General features: G+C 66.3%; 9 protein-coding genes and 1 pseudogene. All 10 read right to left on the reverse strand.

Features of this window, described 5'->3' with window-relative positions:
- Positions 1-268: 268 nt before the first annotated feature.
- Positions 269-1510: a hypothetical protein gene (locus ACFVXH_RS40255; RefSeq protein WP_387831152.1), complete on the reverse strand. Its 1242-nt coding sequence runs from the start codon at positions 1508-1510 to the stop codon at positions 269-271.
- Between the two features lie 316 nt (positions 1511-1826).
- Positions 1827-2024 carry an IS3 family transposase gene (locus ACFVXH_RS40260; protein ID WP_387831153.1) on the reverse strand — a complete coding sequence of 66 codons (198 nt, stop codon included), beginning with the start codon at positions 2022-2024 and terminating at the stop codon, positions 1827-1829.
- Positions 1949-2698, reverse strand: a complete 750-nt coding sequence (locus tag ACFVXH_RS40265) for an IS3 family transposase (RefSeq protein ID WP_387831154.1) — start codon at positions 2696-2698, stop codon at positions 1949-1951. The genes ACFVXH_RS40260 and ACFVXH_RS40265 overlap by 76 nt, the downstream gene beginning before the upstream one ends.
- A pseudogene (locus ACFVXH_RS40270) lies at positions 2695-2964 on the reverse strand (transposase); the annotation flags it as partial. The gene ACFVXH_RS40265 and the pseudogene ACFVXH_RS40270, both read right to left, overlap by 4 nt.
- 130 nt (positions 2965-3094) lie before the next feature.
- Positions 3095-4573, reverse strand: coding sequence for a UvrD-helicase domain-containing protein (locus ACFVXH_RS40275; RefSeq protein WP_387831155.1), 1479 nt, complete (start codon positions 4571-4573; stop codon positions 3095-3097).
- Entirely contained in the window at positions 4566-6581 is a 2016-nt protein-coding gene (locus ACFVXH_RS40280; protein WP_387831156.1) for an ATP-dependent endonuclease, read from the reverse strand. The genes ACFVXH_RS40275 and ACFVXH_RS40280 overlap by 8 nt, the downstream gene beginning before the upstream one ends.
- 193 nt (positions 6582-6774) lie before the next feature.
- Positions 6775-9717, reverse strand: coding sequence for an RNaseH domain-containing protein (locus ACFVXH_RS40285; protein WP_387831157.1), 2943 nt, complete (start codon positions 9715-9717; stop codon positions 6775-6777).
- Between the two features lie 29 nt (positions 9718-9746).
- A complete protein-coding gene (locus tag ACFVXH_RS40290; protein ID WP_387831158.1) occupies positions 9747-13055 on the reverse strand; it encodes a hypothetical protein in 3309 nt (1102 codons plus the stop codon).
- A 5-nt stretch (positions 13056-13060) separates the two neighbouring features.
- Positions 13061-14332: a hypothetical protein gene (locus ACFVXH_RS40295; RefSeq protein WP_387831159.1), complete on the reverse strand. Its 1272-nt coding sequence runs from the start codon at positions 14330-14332 to the stop codon at positions 13061-13063.
- Between the two features lie 66 nt (positions 14333-14398).
- Entirely contained in the window at positions 14399-15634 is a 1236-nt protein-coding gene (locus tag ACFVXH_RS40300) for a helix-turn-helix transcriptional regulator (RefSeq protein WP_387831160.1), read from the reverse strand.
- Positions 15635-15840 lie beyond the last annotated feature (206 nt).

Genomic DNA, 15840 nt, shown 5'->3' on the forward strand with positions numbered 1-15840 from the left:
AGTTGCCTGCGCGTCACATCCAACAGTCCTACCGGGTTCTGCCCCAGAGCGGGGCAGAACCCGAAGATTGATCACAACATCACACAGGCCCTAGCGTCGGCGGTACCCTGGCGGACCTTCCGCTGCTACAGGGGCCAGCGGCGTTGCCGGGCGCTTACTGGTCCGGCACCGTTCGCGATCACGTCATCTACGAGTCGCGCTTCGAACTGGCGAGGCTCCTCCTCGCTGATTTCGATCCATCCGTACGTTCCTATGCTGGTGCCCACGTTCACTCGTTTGGGGACTCCGTTGCCAGCGGGATAGCACACCGCCAGCAGCCGTTCGAGTGGTCGTCCTGGCAGATGTAGCCGATGGCTCCTTCCACGCACCATTCGGCGGCCTCCTCGGACAGCAGGTCAGGCCCGGCATGGAGCAGCCGACGGAATTCCGCGGTGTCCGCAATGTCGGTCGGGCGGTTGGTGAACCATTCGTCGAACCAGGGCTCGTCCCGGTGTATGCGCCAGTGCGCATTCTCCCGGTCGTCGACAGCTGTAAGGAACCGATCGACGATGCGTCCCCAACTCGGTGCTGCGAACCAGCCGTTGTCGAACGCGGAGAGGGACTCGATCAGGGTTCGCAGGCCGAATTCCTTCTCGTGAAGGCGGTACCTTCGCCCCCATGAGATCGCGACCTGTGCAATCTCCGCGAGGTCTTCTCGCGGATCAGCCTCGTGCGCCGGGTCGTCAGGGTTGTGGCAGGCCAGCCCGATCTCGAGCACGGACTGCCCGGTCGGTAGGACCCGAGACGGGTTGACGATCGCGAGACCGACAGCGATCCAGTCGACATGGTCGAACGACAGCATCGAGCGCACGATCCGGGTGGTTGCCGCGTTGATCCTCATCATCGTGCCGTCGTGCAGCGGGCTCTTCCCGGCATGCCAGTTCTCGACGGGTGTGTTGCGCCACAGGGCGAGCGTGATGCGGGTGGCGGCGAGCCAGAGCAGTGCGTCGTCGTCAAGGTGCCCGAAGCGGTTGGCACACTCTTGGGCGCCGTAGCGGATCAACTCTTGCGGGTTCGGCAGCGTGTGGCTGTCAGACCCTTCAGGCTCAGGCACGTACTCGTAGTCGCCGGCGTACTCGTCGAGGAACTCGCTCAACTCGGCTGCGCTGTAGGCCTCGCGGTACTCGGAGCCGTCATCGACGGTGTACCTGTCGTGGTCCCACGAGACATACACGTCGTCCCAGAGCATGACGTCGTCGCACTCGGTGGCGTTATCCGTCACAACAGGCCTGATGGTGATCGGCGCAGTACGCCCGTCGGTTCGCTCGTCATCTTTCTTGGCGGCCCATGCGGTGATGACCCCGAGCGGCTTCGGAACGAGAGGGCCGACCTCGGTGATGCTGAACGGCTCGTCATCGTCATCGGTGTCGAACCGGCTGTTGACGAACGCGACCGCCTCGGAGGGCGTGCTGACGATGGACTCGGTACCACTCTCGTTGTCCACCAGTCGCCACAACGCGCTGTTCTTCACGATGCTCTCCGATCGCGGTGAGGGCACCCGGGGCGGGTACGATGCGCCGGGCCGCTCGGCGCTGACTCCAATTATGAGCTGATCAACCCGTGCGTAGTCCCGCAGGTGCTTGGCGGCGATGATGCTCGGGACGTTCGTGCGCAACCTGCTCTACGCGACCGCGTCGGCACAGCCGAGATCACGCAAAGTGCACCAGCGTTTCCGCGCAACCTGCGCTGCACGCCAACAGGAACTGTAGGGTGTCAGGCCGCGTGGCACGGTCTCAGTCGATGGGGGTGAGCTTGCTCCGCTTTGACGGGCACCGTTGGCGTGGCAGTCAGGCTGCCAGAGCAGTCTCGTATTCGGCGGGACTGCGGTAGCCGAGGCTGCTGTGCAGCCTGCTCATATTGTACCAGCCTTCAACCCACTCGAAGATCGCGGTCTGTGCTGCGGCCCGGCTTAGCCACGGGCAGTTGCCGAGCAACTCCCGCTTGAGAGTGGCGAAGAAGGGATCGGCGAGCGAGTTGTCCAGCACTGGCCGGTCCGGCCGACCGACAGTCGAACTCCGACCTCGCTTGCGAGAAAGGCGAATTCACGGCTGGCGTTTTGGCATCCGCGGTCGGAGTGGAAGACGAGGGGCCCGCTCGGGCGGCGGGTTCGGTAGGCGGCCCGCAGCATGTCGGCGACCAGCTCCATCCGCAGGTGGTCCGCGGTGGCCCAGCCGACCACGCGGCGGGAGGCGATATCAATGACGGTGGCCAGGTAGAGCCAGCCCTCCTCAGTCGGGACGTAGGTGATGTCGCCGCACCAGCACACGTCGAGAACAGCGGCGTCGGGCCGGAAGTCACGCAGGACCAGGTCCTGCCGGGCGGCAGCTCGCGAGTCCGGGACGGTGGTGCGGTGGCGCCGCCTGCGGTGCCGGCCCGCAAGGCCGGCCTGGCGCATCAGCCAAGCGACCCGACGACGACCGCACCGGTCGCTGTTCTTTCGGAGCGCGGCATGGACTCGCGGGGCTCCGTAGCTTCCGCGTGAGTCCTCGTGGACCTTTGTGATCTTCTCGGTCAGCTCGGCGTCGCGGATCGCGCGGGGACCGGGGACGGCGGTGCGGCGTGCGTAGAAGGCGGTTCGGGAGACCTTGAGCAGTTCACACGCTCGCTTGACGTTGTGACCTGCCTGCTTCTCCGCCTCGATGAGCGGGTGCACCGTCACCGGGTCTCCTGCGCGAAGGAAGCCGTGGCCCTGCGGAGGATGTCCACGTCCTCCCGCAGGCGGCAGTTCTCCCTCCGCAACCTCGCCAACTCCTCGCGCTCGTCGCCGGTCAGGCCGTCGCCCTCGCCGCCATCGACCTGGGCCTGCTTCACCCAGTCCCGTACCGCCGTCTCGGTCAGGTCGAAGTCCTTGGCGACCTGACCGACCGAGCGGTCACCGCGCCGGCACAGCTCGATGATCTCGGCCTTGAACTCCGACGTGAACGAGCGACGAGGGCGTGGCTTCTTCCCCCATGCTCTCCATGATGGACATCATCCTTCTCGGGGCCGAAGCCCCAGATCAGAGGTGTCCGTCAAACCGAATCAAGCCCACACCTGGCCGCCCACGCACGGGTAGTCAGGGGTCGACGGCGATCGTCTTGCTGCGGGCCCGCGTCAGCGCCACGTACACCTTGCGGTGGTCCTCGTTGGCTTGGTCCAGCCCGAGGCGAAGCGCACCTGCGTCACCCGGCTTGAGGTGGACGGCCACGACATCCCACTCCCGGCCCTTGGCCTGGTGAGTGGTCAGGCCTGGAATCAGGTTGTCGGTTCCACGCCTGGCTCGGGCGCGGAGGTTGCGCAGGCGCGTGCGGTGACTGTGATGGCGGCCGGGCATCGTTCTGGGTGACTCGGTGGTGACGGCGGCGTGCAAGGCGTCGAGGACGGTGTCCAGAGCCTGCGGGCCAACGAGAGCGGCCAGGACCTCGTCGAGGAGCGGCTCGAGGCGGGAGTGGGCATCGGCGTCCAACTGCAAGGTGGTCAGAGCGTCGTTGGTGTAGACGGCGCGCTCACCGAATGCAGCGCGGGTGAGCTGGTTGAGCAGCAGCGTGGATGCGGCCTCTTGTACGTTGCCGGTCGCTGAGCGGAACGCCAGGGGGAGGACATCGGGGTCGATGTCCCAAAGGGGCTTCCACTCACGTGCCAGGACAGCATCGACGCCGGTGAGCGGTCCGACCTGAACAGTGATGGGTTCACGCTCGCGCAGGGCCGTGGCCAGAGCCTCCTGTTCCGGGGTGCGCCATCGGAAGGAGCGGCTCAACTGCAGTTCGGTTAGGTCGGCTTGCTCGATGAGGCGCGGGACCAGGTCGGGGCGGGCGCCCCGGAATCCGTAAAGGGCCTGCCAGGGATCGCCGACCACCGTGACGGACACGCCGGCGGCAGCGGCGAGTTCAACGAAGTGGAGGTCGAGGTCGTTGGCGTCGAAGATCTCGTCGATGATCAGGGCTCGGGTGGTGGCGGCCAGGTACTCGGTCAGACACGCGGAGACGTCGGGCAGGTTCCAGGCGAGTTCGAGGACGGCACGCACGTCGCTGTGGGTGCACCGGCCTTCGTTCACGCCGGCAGTGAAGTCGTGCAGGCTGACGTAGTTGCCCCGGCGCGGGTGATATGTGACGGCAGGGACGAGGATGTTGTCCTGCAGGATGAGCTGAGGCTCGCCGAACGTGAAGCCAGGGCTGTAGCGAGAGCTCCAGGTGTCGGAGACCTCCAGCTCAGTGTGGCCACCGGGCCAGCGCAGCACGCCTTGGCACAGGAGGTGGGTGAGCAAGTCGCAGATGATGGTGTCGAGGGTGACGATGCGGTGCGGAGGACTGATCGCGGCGCGTCCCCACAGTTGCCAGACGCGCGAGCGCAGTTCGGCGGTGGCGGACCGGGTGAAGCTGACGGCGACGACGGCGCGCCGGTCGCTAATCACTGCGAAGCGCTGGGCGCCGAACCGGTAGGCCGAGACTGTGGTCTTGCCGGAGCCGGGGGCAGCCTCGATGTAGACCCGGGTCAGTGGTGAGCCCGCCGCTATCAACTGCTGATTTGTCAGGGCGTCAAGGGCCGCGTCAGTCATGGTCGGGCTCCTCGTCGGACCATGGATCACTGGGAGAGATCTTCGGCCATTCTGCGGTGGGAGCCGTCGGCCTTGAAGGTGCCGTGGACCCGGCACCGGTCTGATCGTTGTCTTCTGCTTCCTGCCCCGGCCCTCCTGCGGGCGCGGGATACAGGTAGTCGAACAGGGAGCACAGGTGAGCAGGAAGGCGCGGAGGCGTGGCACCGACGTTGGCGTCGGCCAACTGCTGGGCGAGCGCGAGTGCGAACTCACCCTTGCGCTTGGAGCCGGGTCCCGCAGATTCAGCAGGCAAGTCGCCCTTGGCCTTGCGGGCGCTTTGGAACAGCGTGTGGACCGTCTCAGGGGTGATCTGTTCCGGGCCGGCGAGACCAATGTCGTCCAAAGCTGCGGCTATGAGCTTCTCGTTGCCCTCGGTGATGGCGGGCTCGAGGGTGGGGTGGCTGGTGAACACCTGGGCAACGTTCGGGTCGTGGTCCGCGATCCACGAGGGATCGGTTGGCGTCTCCTCGAAGCGCTTGTCGCTGTCACGCAGCACGGCGACTCTGGTGCACAGTTCCGCGTCCCGGGTAGCCAGCAGTCGCACTGCCCACGCCCCGACCTTGGTGCCCATCGGAACGATGCTCAGCGCTTCGACGAATGCCTGCTTGTGCGGGTCCGATTCCGCCCATGTCCTGGCGAATTCGCGCAGCACTGCGGCCTCCGTGACGCCCTCGACCAGAACCAGGCGTTCGGCGAAAAGGGCAGCTGAGCGGCTGGTGTCCAGGTGCAAGCGGGCCATCCGCAAGGTCCGGGCCCGGTCGGCCATCGGCACGCTGGCAATGGGACGACAGACGCGGCGGCCATCGTCGGTGCGGCGCAGCACCACGATTTCCTCGGGGTGGGCCGAGGTGATGACGTCAGTGGCATGGCTGGAGAGCACGATCTGCAGCTCCGGACGTTGGAGCACGGTCTTGCGCAGGTAGCGGACCAGGGCGTGTTGCAGTTGGGGGTGCAAGTGAGCTTCGGGTTCTTCGATGACGATGGTGGCGTGGAAGGGGTCGGCGGGGAAGAAGGAGTCCTCGGCCGATTCGGCCTCGGCCTGAGCCTGCTGGAGCTGTTCCCGGGCCTGCTCCGCGGCCGCTTCCTCATCGGCCGGGACGTCCGGAGGACGTATGTCGGTGTCTTGGTGCGGGGCTCCGGTGGCACGCTTGGCCGGGTCTGGGATCGCGGCCAGTGTGACGGCGATGTGGAGAAGGTTGACGTACCCGAGTCCGGAGACCTCCAGTGGGCGGGCGTTTCCGCGCCCCTCGATCACCGCGAGCATCAGTTCGAGGACCCGGGCCAGGTAGGCATCGTCGATGACCTGTCCGCGCACATAAGGCCACTGCTGGCTGACGCCGGCAGACAGTGCCGTTAGGTGAGCGCCGATGCGTTCCTCGATGGCAGCGATGACACCGTCCTTGGCCAAGTCCTCCAGCAAGTGTGAGGCACGCGCACGCAGCGGTACCAGACTGCGGCTGCCGTCGATGCGTTCCTGTTGGGCCCGCAGCAGCTCGATCAGGATCCGGACCTCGCGCCGGGCGAGCTCGTCCAGCGGGTGGCGCCATGCGGGAAGGTAGAGGACCTTGAACGGGTCAGCTGTGTCCAGAGGCCCCTGTATCGGCCCCATCTGGCTGCTGATGGTACCGAGGCTGCGGCCCAGCTGGGTGCTCCACCGCTGCGCGACCTCGCCAGAAGCTACGTGGTGCGCGCGGTGGAGCTGCTGGCCGAGGGGCCCCTCCGCCTCCGGGGCGTCCGCGAGGGTGTACTCGACGGTGATGCTGCGTTCGCCACGGCCCAGTGCGGCCGCGCTGGTACGCGGTAGAAAGGGAAAGCGCTGGGGATGTGCCAGGTAGAGAGCATCGGTCACCGTTGTTTTCCCGGCGCCGTTTGCGCCGATCAGGATGCTGAACCGGCCCGGAAGCCGGCAGTCGATCTCCGCCTCGGCACTGGCGCGCAGACCATTGACTCTCACCTGGCTCAGATGCACGCGAGCCGCTCCCCTCTTCAAGACCTCGGCTGTCGCACCCATCATCGCCTGCTACACGGACAGCCAAGCCCCGCAGAGAGAACGGAGTGCCGCGGATCCTTCGGCCGCACCGGCCATCCGATCAGTATCTGCTCTCTCGCCTGTCATCGTGCCCAGCCATCCTGGCTGGGCACGATGACGCGGCGCGCTGAGGCTACTCGTCAGCGTCCTGGTCCCCCGGTTCGTCCGGCGGTGCTGATCGGCGGTACTGCGGGTGATCGAGGTCCATCTGCTTTGCCGCGTGCAGCGGTACCGCGTACCGGGAGCGGTCCGCCCAGGCGATCGTCTGGTGGCACAGCCGCGCGGTGGCGCGGGCCAGCATCGTTCGGTCGATGCCGTCCGCGACGCCGACGGGGTAAATCTCGGTTGCTGTCATGGCCCACCACGGGGTCTTGAGTTGGTTCATCTCCCGCTCGCCTTCGTCACCGCCCTTGCCTGGATCGGCGTCCCAGCGGGTGATCTTGCTTCCGAGGTCACCGCCCTTGGCCTGGTAGTTACGTGGGACGTTGAAGAGGACCCAGAACGGGTGTCCGAAGTCCACCTTGGCGCGGTGCAGCTTGGTCGAGGTGAAGTCGATGTCCTCCTTGTGCGTCTTGGGGTCGCTCTCACGGGAGATGGGGACGTACTGGGGGACCTCCGTCGGGGCGACGTTCATCCGGATGACGGCGCTCGGCCTCCTGCGCGGGGCGTTCTTGCCCTTGCCGTACCCGGGTAGCCAGGTACGTGGATCGGTGCTGTCCCCTTCTTCGTAGCTCTGGTTCTCGTTGTGCAGGCCTGTCCACATCCGGCGGCAGGCGTGGCCGTCGACCAGGACGACGTAGCGTGTGCCGGGTTCCAGCTCGTCGCGGACGAGGCTGGCAAGGGCGTCTTCGACCTGGGCGGCGGCCTCCGCCCAGCGTTCCTTGTCCGTCTGGCCCTTGCCGTCGACGTGCAGCGAATAGTCGCTCGCGTGGAAGGCCACGATCGCCTCCCGGTAGGGCACCCATGCCCCGATCAGGGGAGTCCACGCCCGCAGCGTCCAGGCGCCCTCTTCCTCTTCCGGAGGGAACAGGGCCGTGGCGATGATGATGCGCTTGGTGTGCTTGCCGTCAGCCGTCTTGGCCTGTCGGCGGGCGTGGATGCCGCAGTAGACGAGGCTGCCGGCTTCGTCTCCCTTCCTGTCCTTCGCGATGGCCCGCGCGAGGCGCTGGTCGATGATTCCGAGCGAGCGGTACAGGTCGAGCAGTGCCATGTAAGCGGCGTGGTCCTTCCCCGGCTTCGGGGGGCTGATCTCCGTCGCGGGCTTTCCGAATGATCCCGGCTTCATCCCGCTCGTGAACTGGCAGACGAAGCCCTTCTTGGCCAGGAGACGGCGGACCCGGAACTTCCCGTCGTACCGCTCCGTGCGGAGCAGAAAGGCGTTCCGCTTCTCTCCGTCATTCTTCTTCAGGGACGGAAGCTCGGTCTCGCACCAGACGCCGACCATCACGTGCGCGTCGCTGTCGGCGAAGTCGTCTGCGAAGGCCTTGAACTCCACGGCCCGGTCGATGTCGTCACCGTGGGCCAGGAAGCGCTCGGCCTTACGGAAGACTGCGCTGACGCCGGGCGCGAGGGTGATCTCCTCGCCCGGCTGCGGGTCGCCGATGGCCGGGCTGTCCGGGAACGCCAGGGAGAGAGCGTTGACCATGCGCAGACGGGTGCTGTGGCGGTACCACAGGCACACGATCCGCAGGTTTTCGAAGCCCTGGGCGTTCACCGATGCGGTGATCTCCTCGGCCGGAGGGAAGCCGATGCTGTGGAGGACCTCGCCGGCCTTGATCCGGCGGTCCCGCTCCTGCGGGGACATCTTCTGCTTATCCGTGGGGCGCGGCTCGAAGACCATTGGCTCCACCGCGAAGTCGACCCAGGTGGCTTTCTCTCCTAGCACCTTGGTGACGTGTTCGGCGAGAAGCCGCAGGTGCAGGGTGCCAGGGCCGGTGCCGACGGCGAAGCTGTCGTTCTTCGCCATAAGCGGGCGAATGGCACCGGCGTCAGGGGTGATGAACGTGGGGAAGGCTCCGTCGTCCGCGGCCTTCTGTAGCACTGCCCGTTCCTCGGTGACGCGTGCCTGGAGTTCCTGCAGAAGGCTGACGTCCATCTTGTCGCGTGCCAGCAGCTCCAGGGCGCGCTGGTTGACCGCCCGGACGGTGCCGTTACGAACCAGTTCGGTGTGGAGGATCGGCAGTCCGTCGCTGCCCTGGTGGATGTGCGTCGACTTGGCACGAACCATGTTGCTGTCCACGCGGGTGACGTGGGCGTCCAGGAAGATGACGGGGTCGACGATGTTGGGCTCGGTCTTCATGACCACCGAGAGCCGGGACATCGCGTACTGGGCCTTGGTGGCGGCGTTGACCTCGGTTCCGTCGTCGCGGACGTTGTACTTGCGGCCGAAGGGTGCGTCCCAGGCGATGAGCCCGCCCCTGTTGTCCGGCAGGTAGGTAACCTCCCGCTTGTTCGGGTTGGCCTTCCAGCCGATCGTTCGGTTCTTGTGGACCTGGTCGCCGTTGGCGTCGAGTGTGGGGGAGCCGTCTTTCTCCTTGGCGGGTACCTTCTCGGTGATCGGGACGAGGTCGTAGATGGTGAACTTCTGCTCGGCGAGCTTCTTGGAGATCACCCATGGCACGGCGACGTACATCCAGTCGGGGCACTTCGGTTGCTTGCCAGGGGTCGGCTTGAGGAACCGGGTCATCTCGAATTCCTGCTCGGGCGTGCTCGCGATGGCTTCGGCCACTGGCGGCACTTCGAGGAGGACGGCCTGGTCGGTGTTCATCCCCTTGCTGTAGCCGACGATGCACCGGAAGACGTGGCGCAGGGTGTCGTCGTCGATCTTCTCCAGCGAGACCAGGTAGTTGAGGTACCGGTCGAGGTGGACGTATCCGCCGGTCTTGAACTTCAGGTAGGTGATGGCGGTCGAGTACGGCAGGTTCTTCTGCTCGTCGTCCCCGTCGCCCTTCACCTTCTCCCATTCGTCCCGCACGCTCCGCGGGAAGATGCGCACGTACACCTTCTGGCCCTGGACGAGTTCGGGGGTGCAGCGCAGGGTGAGGGTACTCGGGAGGGGTGTACTGCTGTCGGTCACTGCGGTGGTCTCTTTCGGGGAGCGCTTGGCTATGCGGAAAGGGTGAGGTCGACGCCCGCGTAGGTCAGGAAGGCGTTGACCGCCTCGCCGTACAGTTCGGCCATCTGTCGGCGTTCTTCCGGCCGCCAGCGGGAGGCCATACGGTCGATGATGCTGGCCAGGTCGGAGCTCCAGGTCTCGTCCTGGAAGGCGTAGTCCACGAAGTGCAGCTCCATGTTGGTGCCGCCGCGCCGGGCGCGGCCGGCGAGCTGGATGAGGGAGACCAGCATCCCGGCGACCATCTGCTCCTGGAGAACGAGGTCCATGGTCGACAGCTGTGGGGAGGAGCGCAGGATAGTGGCCAGATGATCGCGTGCTGCGGCGTGGGCGTTCTGCAGTGCCGCGACAGGGTCAGACGTACCGGATGAGGGGAGGGCGTTGATGCCTGCGGCGTTGACGCTGCCGTACATCCAGGTCGGATCGTCGATGATCAGCGGGGGCCTCACGCACAGGTAGATGGAGTGGATGGCCGAGCGGAGGTTGACGACGATGTTCAATCCCCTGGCGATGTTAGCCAGCGGGGCGACCAGGATGTCGCCGAATTCGGGGAACTCCTCGACCTCTTCGACGGTGATGCGGCGGACCAGTGTCGGATCGGGGAGGTACCGGACGTTGCTGTGGCGGTCTTCCTCACGGACGAGGACGCACACCCGGTGGGAGAGTCCCTTTGCCTTGGAGAGGCCAGTCGCGATGTGACCGCACTGCTCGTAGCTGTTGGCCGTCAGGATCACGCGGGCGCGGGTCTTGTCCGTCTTGGCCAGGCGGGCGAGTTTCCGCGACAGCTTCGTCTCGTACAGGCGCTCGCCGATTTCGCGCAGTGCTTCGGGCTTGTCGGAGGGGAACTGGCCGGCGATCGGGATGCGCTCCCCGGCTTTTCGGTGGCCGCTCCCGTAGGTGACGGCCGAGGACTCGACCAGGATGGACTCTTCCTGCGCGTCGGTCATCCACCACATCACGGGGGCGTGGATGTGCTCCTTGACCGCCTGGGGGAAGTAGGCCGTGGCGGAGAGCCCGAAGACGGGCCGTTCCACGCCTGTGGTGATCAGCGAGACCAGTCCGCCAAGTTCCGACACGTAGGTGTGCGGGTCACCGGCCATGTGCTGGGCGGAGAGTTTGGCGTCCTTCTCCGGGTTCTTCATACCGGTGACCCGGTACCCGTTGATGGGTTTGCCGATCGTTCCGTGCGGAAGCACATCGGCAATGCCGCCGGAGTGCATGGAGTCGATGATGCTGTTGGCGGAGATCAGACCAGAGTGGCGCAGGGTCTGCGCGGCATCGCGCAGACCGGCCAGGGAGCTGTCCAGTTCGCTCATCAGTGTGCGGATGAGGAGGTGGTCGATGGCCCGGTTGCGTGCGCGGCTGTCGCTGACGATCGGGACCAGTTCCTGGTGCAGCCTGAGTTTGAGCGCATCGCGCTGGTTGATACCGCGCGGCGACACGACGGTGCCCAGGATTCTGTTGACCCCTTCCCACTCGGGCTCAAGGAAGAAGGGCGTGCGGGCCCGCACGTCGTCCTCGCTGACGTCAAGGGCCGGCACCAGAGCGTCGAGCCGGTCGACGGCCTCACGGGGAAGCGGTTGTCCGTCGCCGACCTCGTACTCGGGGAACAGGATGCTGATGAGCTCGCGGTCCTTGGAACGCGGTAGGCGCCACCCCTCGTAGTCGTATTCGTGCCGAAGCCGAGCGACCCTGGCATCGTCGTGGTGGTTGAGCCGGAACGCCTTGGTACACAGCCCGGTCAGCAGGGACTCGGCCATGAGCCGGACATGGCTGATCGGTTCGATGAGTTGGTTCTCGAACCGCAGCGGCAGGTACTTGGCCGCGATGTCCAGGGTCTGTGGTTCCGCTGTCCACGGCTGCCGGGAGTGCAGGTCGACGGTGGTGGCGCACCGGTCGACGGCGACGGCCTGGAAGGCGTCGATCTCGTCGATGATGACGAAGTCGCTGGCGCGGAGAACGAATTCGCAGACGGTGACGGAGCGGATCGGGCGGCCGTCGATCTGGATGCCCACCCTCATAGTGCCCTGGATGAAGTTGTGATGGTTGGTGACGATCACTGTGGCGTCCGCGGCCTGGTAGGCAGGGGTGAACTTGCCGCAGGTCGGGATCCAGGGGCAAGCCAGCATGTCTCCGCCGCCGCGCAGGCCCAGACAGTTCTCCTTGCCGGGGTGGTAGGTGCCGGCTGAGTCGAGCCAGTGCTGCTGCGCGCACCCGTAGGCGAGGTGGTCGACGTCGCGGAGCCCTCGCTTGCCCCATTCCCCGGGGGCGTCGGGGTCTTCCTTGACCAGAGACGCGTGCTTGAGGGCCCGGTGGTGCCGCGAAGACGGTGACATCAGCGGGGCGCAGGTCGCCAACTGCTCGGTCTTGCCTGCCTCGTGCAGAATCTTGAGGTCGCGGCTGATGTCCCATACCGAGGCGAGCGTGGCCTTGACGTCGGGGACGAGCAGAGTGACACGGTGGTTGTTGAGCGCGGCCCACGAGCCCAGGAGTCGGACCAGCACGGACTTTCCGGTGCCGGTTGGCGCGTGGAAGATCTGAGTCAGGCCAGCCAAGAGGTCCAGCACATCGACGGTGTCGGTGTCGCGGGCCTTGAGGCGGTCGAGCAAGCCCGTCAGCACCTTGAGCAGCCAGGGGCCAGTCTCGGTGCTCTCGTACTGGGTGTCCAGGATCCGCGCGATGTCCTTGAGCTCCTGGACGGCGACCCTGATCGTGACGAGGCCTGGCCGGGTGGCAATGCTGGGAAGCGCGTCGTGGCCGAGCGGCTTCGTGAACGACGGGAAGCGGGGGATGGTGACCCGCCCGTGGACGATCTCGCTGCCCTCGGTGCGTTCACTCGTCTCATACATCTGGCCTGGCGCGGCGAAGTCGTGGGGCTTGCGTCGGCTGCTCGGCCGCCGGAAGGGCGCAAGAAGGCTCTCGACGTAGCCGAGGTAGTCCCCGCCCAGGTGGGGGCGGGCCGCGGTGGCGGTGAGCGGGTCGCCAGCCAGGGTGAACAGCTGGACCGACGTCTCCTCACCCTCCTCGTCACCGATGTCCATGGCGCCAAGGAGGATCCGGGCTGCGGAGGCGAACCGCCGTTCATCGGCGAGGACGGGGTTGGCGATCTTCATCACCCCGGCCACGAGCAGGCGTTCCTCGCTGCTCAGCTCGGTCCACCGGTCCCACGCCTGTGGTTTGCAGCTGGCGAAGAACGCCGCATAGCGGAATGAGGCCAGGGGCCTGCCGTCGTCGTCGCACTGCGGGAAGTAGTGAGCGGCAAGGGCCAGCGCGGCGCGGATGAAGGAGTCCTTGACGGTCATCTGGCTCACTCCCACACCACCCCGGCGCTCCGGCAGACCAGTTGAGCGAATTCGGTCATGGTCACGGCTTTCATTCCGTACTTCTCGCAGGTCACGGTCAGCAACGGGATCTGGTCGGCTCGGTGGTCGGGGACAACGAGCCAGTCGGCTCCGCCCTTGTCGCCCTCGTTGCGGTGCAGGCTCTCGGCCAGGACGCGGACATTGGAGTAGTCCTTCACGTCCACGGTGAAGACGTACGCGCTCCCGTCGGGGCCCTTGACCTCGATGCGGTGGTCGTACGCATCGCTCATCGGCCAGAGCATGATGGCCTCGTCCACATCCATCTGTCCTGCGGCCAGCCGCTCCCGCAGGACGGTATGCAGACGCAGCTCATACAGGCCCGGCACACAGGTGTAGCGCCACACGCCGCGTTTGAGCGCCAGATACCCCTCCGTCGGCCTCGCCTCCGGCACGGCACCCGTCGTCCCCAGCGCGAGCGCGGCCTCGTGCGGAGCGGGGGCGTCGGAGCTGTCAGGGTGCAACTGCGGTGCGTCTCCCGTGGTGGGCCAGAACGTGAAACTGGCACCGGTATCGGCATGCCGACCGTAGAGGCAGGCGACTCGGTAGTACTCGCGGCCTGCGGTCACCCGCCTGCTGACCTTCATAGGCCACTTGCACACCGTGCAGGGGAACCACCAGGTGTGGTAGATCGAGTGGTACGGGATCGCCTCGTAGTAGCCGATCGCGTTGAGAGGCAGGTTTCGCTTGTTCAGCTCCTCGGCCGTGCCGGCAGGGCACTCCACCAGGGTGGTGCGGTCCTTGACGTACTGAGCGTCGCCGCGTCCCTTGAGGATCTCGTACATCTGATCCTGGTCGACCTCATCCTGGAGCTGCTCCTCGGTGAACCGCATCCGGCCGATCCGCCGAAGCCGATTCAAGATCCGGTGCAACTGGGCGGTCTCCCACTGCAGATCGAACGCATTGGCGGTGACGCAGCCCTCCTCGTCGACCACGGGAAAATCGAGATCGTCGAAACCGGACCGGTCCAGCCACGGCGGGAGGAGTCCTTCAATGGGGCCGAGAAGCTTCTGGCGGAAGTCACCGAACGACAGCGGCACCCCAGGGCCATACGCGGCGAGCAAGTCCCCGTGGTACCGCATCAGTTTCTCGGCCCGGTGCCGCGGGCTCAGTTCCGGGGCGGTGATCGTCTGACAGGCTTTGATGAAGGTGAAGTTGATCAGCCGGAACGCCTCGAAGTGAGAGAACGTCAGACCGTCGTCATCGACATGGGTCGTCACGGCAGACGACCGTAGAGCACAGGTCTGACAAACCGCCCTGGAACGGCCGCCGACCGCCCGAAATGACTACTCCGGCGTAGGCGCCACGGCTGGGTACATCTCCCTGTAGACGTGCAGGTACGCGGCGATGTGCTGCTGCCCCAGGACGGTGGCGTGCCAACGGTATTCGAGAACATGCGTACCGCTAGGTGCCAGCCGCGGGCGCAGCTCGATGAACCCTCTGCTGGGGTGCGCCCGGCGCTTCGGCCGGTAGCCGACGGCAAGGTAGAACAGGGACTTGCCCGACAGTTCGCTCTCGTGGAGCCCCGCCGGGCCGGCCGTGGCGACACGCAGCAGAACGCCCCACAGCCATTCGGACAGCAGATGCACGGGAGGTGACGGTTCGGCAGGGTCTCCCAACCCGGCGCGGGCACAGGCGCGGCCACGGCGGGTGATCTCTACCAACGTGCGCTCCACCTCACCGATCCCGGGAACCTCCACACGGTCCTTGGAAACCTTGATCAGTCCCAACCGGCCCAGGGAGTGGAGGGTTGCGCCCGCGCCCTGATCGTGAACGGCTGCGCTCCGCAGGCGCTGCTGTAGACGCGTGCGCCCTACCACCTCGACGGGCCCGTCGAGGGCGAACGGCAGCTTCCGCCACTGTGCGGCTGACGGTACGCCCACCTGGTTCTGGCGGCGCATCCACATCTCGGCTTCGGTCATCTGATCGTCCCGCAGAATCTCGCCGAGATAAACCTGCTGACGGTCATTCAGGCACTCCCAGCGCTCGACCGCCGTTGCCGACGGAGCGTATCGCCCCTGTTCCGGCAGACGTGGGGGCTCGTCTGCCGGCCGCGTACGCATCCAGGCATCCAGGACCACACGGACCGGCACCCCGTACACGACCGCCAGCTGCTGCACGAGCCGGCCTGTGAACTCCGGTTTCTTCCAGTTCCAGCCGGACACCTGACGGTTCCGCTCCAGGCTTCGAATCTTGTGCGCGTCCACGAACAGGTCGCTTCCTGCAGGAGTGTCCCGCAGTTGACTGGCGACCTCCTCAGCGGTGAGACCGGCACCGTAGCGGAGGTCAATCAGCGTCTCGGACCCACTGGGCGTACCAGTGAGGTCAGCGGTGGCACAGCCGAGGGCATCAGCAAGACGCCGCACGTTCCGGGCTTCAGGCGCGTACCTGCCCTCCTCCCAGTACACAACCACGCGGTACGTAACCCCCATGCGATTGGCGAGCTCCTGCGAGGTGAGCCCGGCCTGCTCACGCAATGCCCGGATCTTGGTGTGATCAACGGTCAGCAGACGCCTTGGCATGTGCGCCAGAGAAGCTCATTGAAGACTTCATCGCAACTCTTTTACGCCGAACAGGCTGAAGCCTCTCGAGGCTGGCACACAGCCCGCTCGGCAGGTTCGGGTCGACAGAGCCAAACGGACAGCGCTGGCAGTGCTTGCCGTGGCCGAAGCCGACCGCGGCTCCGCTGCCCTCGGGCAAGTCGGGGGCGTCCGCGGGCAGGCCCATC

It is taken from the genome of Kitasatospora sp. NPDC058184, from assembly GCF_042883725.1.
Taxonomy (GTDB): Bacteria; Actinomycetota; Actinomycetes; order Streptomycetales; family Streptomycetaceae; genus Kitasatospora.

Excerpts from the sequence above, each read along its gene's own strand:
- ACFVXH_RS40275 (WP_387831155.1), bottom strand. The coding sequence starts at position 4,573 with ATGACTGACGCGGCCCTTGACGCCCTGACAAATCAGCAGTTGATAGCG.
- ACFVXH_RS40300 (WP_387831160.1), bottom strand. The coding sequence starts at position 15,634 with ATGCCAAGGCGTCTGCTGACCGTTGATCACACCAAGATCCGGGCATTG.
- ACFVXH_RS40290 (WP_387831158.1), bottom strand. The coding sequence starts at position 13,055 with ATGACCGTCAAGGACTCCTTCATCCGCGCCGCGCTGGCCCTTGCCGCT.